Source organism: Mycobacterium sp. (assembly GCF_049673265.1).
Lineage (GTDB): Bacteria > Actinomycetota > Actinomycetes > Mycobacteriales > Mycobacteriaceae > Mycobacterium.
The window spans coordinates 1-4,058 of record NZ_JBATXN010000024.1; the positions used below are offsets into that span (position 1 = coordinate 1).

5 protein-coding genes are annotated in these 4,058 nt (G+C 68.6%); 4 read left to right on the forward strand and 1 reads right to left on the reverse strand.

Going from position 1 to position 4,058, the window contains the following annotated elements; translation table 11 throughout:
• Both WBF82_RS00710 and WBF82_RS00715 read left to right on the forward strand, forming a co-directional pair.
• On the forward strand, positions 1 to 609 hold a 609-nt coding region (locus WBF82_RS00710), incomplete at its 5' end, for an LpqN/LpqT family lipoprotein (protein WP_424381191.1).
• Between the two features lie 44 nt (positions 610 to 653).
• On the forward strand, positions 654 to 989 hold the full coding sequence (locus tag WBF82_RS00715; protein ID WP_424381192.1) for a hypothetical protein: 336 nt from the start codon (positions 654 to 656) through the stop codon (positions 987 to 989).
• Positions 990 to 1,037: 48 nt separating this feature from the next.
• Here the strand turns inward: WBF82_RS00715 and WBF82_RS00720 are convergent, their stop codons facing one another.
• Entirely contained in the window at positions 1,038 to 1,643 is a 606-nt protein-coding gene (locus tag WBF82_RS00720; protein ID WP_424381193.1) for a YqgE/AlgH family protein, read from the reverse strand.
• Positions 1,644 to 1,780: 137 nt separating this feature from the next.
• Between WBF82_RS00720 and WBF82_RS00725 the strand changes: the two genes are divergently transcribed.
• Complete coding sequence (locus WBF82_RS00725; RefSeq protein ID WP_424381194.1) at positions 1,781 to 3,061, forward strand: MFS transporter; 1,281 nt, start codon at positions 1,781 to 1,783, stop codon at positions 3,059 to 3,061.
• A gap of 9 nt (positions 3,062 to 3,070) precedes the next feature.
• Complete coding sequence (locus tag WBF82_RS00730; protein WP_424381195.1) at positions 3,071 to 3,844, forward strand: TIGR03084 family metal-binding protein; 774 nt, start codon at positions 3,071 to 3,073, stop codon at positions 3,842 to 3,844.
• The last annotated feature ends 214 nt before the right edge of the window (positions 3,845 to 4,058 follow it).

Consider the following 4,058-nt stretch of genomic DNA (forward strand, 5'->3'; position numbering starts at 1 on the left):
GCCCAATCCGGGACGTTGCGTGACTTCTTCGGCGCCAAGAACGTGCAGATGGTGCCGCAGAAGGCGCAGAATTTCTCCGCGCTCGACATCACCTTGCCGATGCCGCCCGGCTGGACGCCGGTGCCCGACCCCAATGTCTCCGATGCCTTCGTGGTGACCGCCAACCGTCGCAGCGCCAGCCTCTACACCTCCAATGCCCAGCTGGTGGTGTACCGCCTGATCGGCGAATTCGATCCGAAAGAGGCGATCACTCACGGCTATCTCGACAGCGCGCAACTGCCCGCCTGGCGAACCACCAACGCCTCGCTGGCCGATTTCAACGGCTCCCCGTCGTCGATCATCGAGGGCACCTACCGCGACAACGAATGGACGCTCAACACCTCGCGCCGCCATGTCATCGTCACCGCCGGACCGGACAAGTACCTGGTGTCGCTGTCGGTCACGACGGATGCCGCCACCGCGGTCGCCGAGGCGCCGGCCACCGATGCCATCGTCAACGGGTTCCGAGCCGGTCCGCCCGGGTCCAACCCGCCCGCCGTCCCGGCACCGCCGCCCGCCGCGCCGGCCCCCGTCGCAGCACCCCCGTCGGCGACGGCACTCGCCCACTAGTAGCCCACACGGCGACGCGCCGGGGCGCATCGTATTGTGGCCCCATGCTCATCGCCGGAGTGCTGTGCGCGTGCGCGGCTGTGGTCATGGCCGCGCGCGGATTGTGGTCATTGTCGCGACCGGTTGCCACCGACACCACTGGGGTGGTGATGCGCGCGATTGCGCCGCCACAGCTAGCGGCCGCAGTGATGCTGGCTGCCGGCGGGGCGGTGGCACTTGCCGCGCCGCGGGACTCCGCACCACCGGTCGTCGCTGTGTGCATCGCGGGCGCCATCGGTACCGTCGCCGTCGGCGCTTGGCAGAGCGCACAGTACGCGCTGCGCCGTGAAGCGGCCGGGTGCGGCGGTGCCTGCGCAACTTGCACGCTCGCCTGCCGCTGAGCGGTGTGCACCGAAACTTATTGCTGCTGAAGGTCTTTTGGCGGCCGCTTAGTTGCGACTGATGTCGATCGGGTGTGTGGCCAGCAGCGAGATCGGCAGCGGCTGGCGCCGCAGCACCCGCCCCCACAGATCCACCCTCGGCTGCACTAGAACGTCAGATGGCAACGCCGACAGCACAATCCAGTCGTCGCGCTCGATCTCACCCTCGAGCTGACCGATCGTCCAGCCGGAGTATCCGGCGAAGATGCGCACCCCCTCGACCAGCGGGGCGATCGAGTCGGGTTCGGCGTCCAGATCGACCATCACCATCCGGCCGGCCACATGTCGCAGGCCGGGCACGCCGTCCGGCTCGGCGCCGACCCGCAGCACCGCCAGACACAGCGCCGCGTCACGCTTCACCGGTCCGCCGATGAACATCGTCTTCGGCTTCGCAGACAGCTTGGACCACTGCGGCAAAACGTTGTACACCGCGGTCTCGCTAGGGCGATTGAGCACCACGCCCAACGTTCCCCCGTCGTTGTGTTCGACGATGTAAATCACGCTGCGACGAAATGTCGGCTCCAGCAGATCCGTGTTGGCCAGAAGCAAAGTGCCCGCTCGCACACGCTGCGCGGCGGGGGCAATGAAGTCCTCCGGGTCCTCGGGCTGAGCCACGTCTCCATCATGGCATCCGCGCGGGGCCGCTGTGGTGAACAAGAAGGGCGCTCCGCGATATTTGTACTGTTGTTGACAGGGTCCGGGGCTCGGGCTGTCTCGATTCGGGTAACCGGGTCCACGGGGAAGTAGGTTCGGTGACTCACACGCGTGCACCCGTGGCCGTCTGGCGCTCGGTGCGCAGCTTGCCCGACTTCTGGCGACTGTTGGAATTGCGCATCGCAAGCCAGTTCGGCGACGGGCTCTTCCAGGCGGGCTTGGCCGGAGCGCTGCTGTTCAACCCCGAGCGGGCTGCGCGCCCGTTGGCCATCGCCGGTGCCTTCGCCGTGCTGTTCTTGCCGTACTCGCTGCTGGGCCCGTTCGCCGGCGCGCTGATGGACCGCTGGGACCGTCGGCTGGTGCTGGTCGGTGCCAACCTGGGCCGGCTGGTGTCGGTGGCTCTGGTGGGGATTTGTCTGGCCGTTGGTGCCCGCAACATGCTGGTGCTGTGCGGCGCGCTGGTCCTCAACGGGCTGTCCCGGTTCGTCTCATCGGGCTTGTCGGCCGCACTGCCCCATGTGGTGCCCCGCGGGCAGGTCGTCACGATGAACTCGATCGCCTCGGCAACCGGTGCGGTCGCTGCGTTCGTCGGCGCCAACTTCATGCTGGTGCCCCGCGCGCTGGTCGGTTCCGGTGACGCCGGCGCCGCGTCGATCATGTTGCTGGTCACCGTCCCTCTGTCGGTCGCGTTGCTGCTATCGCTGCGGTTCGACGACCATGTGCTGGGTCCCGACGACACCCAGCGGGCGATCCACGGCTCGGTCGTCTACGCGGTGATCACCGGGTGGCTGCACGGCATCCGAACAGTGCGGCAACGTCCCACGGTCGCGGCCACCCTCTCCGGGTTGGCGGCGCACCGGATGGTCTTCGGCATCAACACCCTGGTGGTGCTGCTGCTGGTGCGCAGCGGCGGCGCCGCGTCAGTCGGCGCGTTGGGCGGCGCGATGTTGTTCCTGGCCGCCACCGGCATCGGGTCTTTTCTGGCCAATCTGGTGACCCCGCCCGCGGTGCGGCGCTGGGGCCGATACGCCACCGCCGGCGGCGCATTGGCGATCGCCGCGGCGATCCAAATCGCCGGTGCCGGTCTGCAGTTGGCGGTCATGGTGGGGTGCGGGTTCTTCCTGGGCGCGGCGGGCCAAGTACTGAAGCTTTGCGCCGACACCGCGATTCAGATAGACGTGGACGACGCCCTGCGCGGACACGTGTTCGCCGTACAGGATTCGTTGTTTTGGGTCGCGTTCATCGGTGCGATCACCGCCGCGGCCACAGTCATTCCGCTCAACGGCCACTCCGCCGTGCTGATATTCGCCGGCACTGGGCTTTACCTCTGCGGGCTGGCTGCCCACAGCATCGTCGGGCGCCGCGGGCAGCTGGCTTAAGGTACACAGATGGCTGGCGTACAACAGATCGTGGCCGACCTGCGCGCCGAAAGCGACGAGCTGGATGCGCTGGTCGCGCAACTTGCCGCCGATGGCTGGGCGGCATCGACGCCCGCCGCCGGTTGGACCATTGCGCATCAAATCGGACACCTGTTGTGGACCGACCGCGTCGCGCTGACCGCGGTTACCGACGAGCCGGCGTTCGCCGCCCTGCTGGAAATCGCCGCGACCGACCCGATCGGTTTCGTCGACGCGGGCGCCGACGAACTCGCCGCGACGGCGCCTGCCGAGTTGCTCGCCGACTGGCGCGCCACCCGCGCGCGGCTACACGACGCGCTGTTGACGGTTGCCGACGGTCGCAAGCTGCCGTGGTTCGGACCGCCGATGAGTGCTGCGTCGATGGCGACAGCGCGGCTGATGGAGACCTGGGCACACGGACTCGACGTCGCCGACGCCGTAGGCGTCACTCGGGTGCCGACTGCTCGGCTGCATTCCGTCGCCCATATCGGCGTGCGCACCCGCGACTATGCCTTTGCCGTCAACGGGCTGCCCGCGCCCACCGAGCCGTTTCTTGTCGAGCTGCGCGCACCGGACGGCAGCACCTGGTCGTGGGGACCGCCGGCCGCCGCGCAGCGCGTCACCGGCGGCGCCGAGGACTTCTGTTTTCTGGTCACTCAGCGGCGGGCGCTGCGCGACCTTGACTTGACGGCCGAAGGTGACGATGCGCAGCACTGGCTGCAGATCGCCCAGGCCTTCGCGGGGCCGCCGGGCGCCGGCCGATGAGCGCGGAACGCGCGAAGAGAGCCGCGCCCATTAGCCGAAGCGCGGGGCGGTAACGGGGTCGACATGACTGAAACTGTCTCGATCCTGCCCCGCGAGCTACCGAAGGGCTTACCGACGAAGTCCGCAACGCCCCTCCGCCGCCCACGCCGATACTGACCGAGCCCTACGCACTGCGCCTCGTCGATCCGGACACCGACGCCGCGATGATCGCCGC

Bases quoted from the DNA above. Each gene is read 5' to 3' on its own strand.
- WBF82_RS00730 (WP_424381195.1), top strand. From the start codon at position 3,071: ATGGCTGGCGTACAACAGATCGTGGCCGACCTGCGCGCCGAAAGCGAC.
- WBF82_RS00715 (WP_424381192.1), top strand. From the start codon at position 654: ATGCTCATCGCCGGAGTGCTGTGCGCGTGCGCGGCTGTGGTCATGGCC.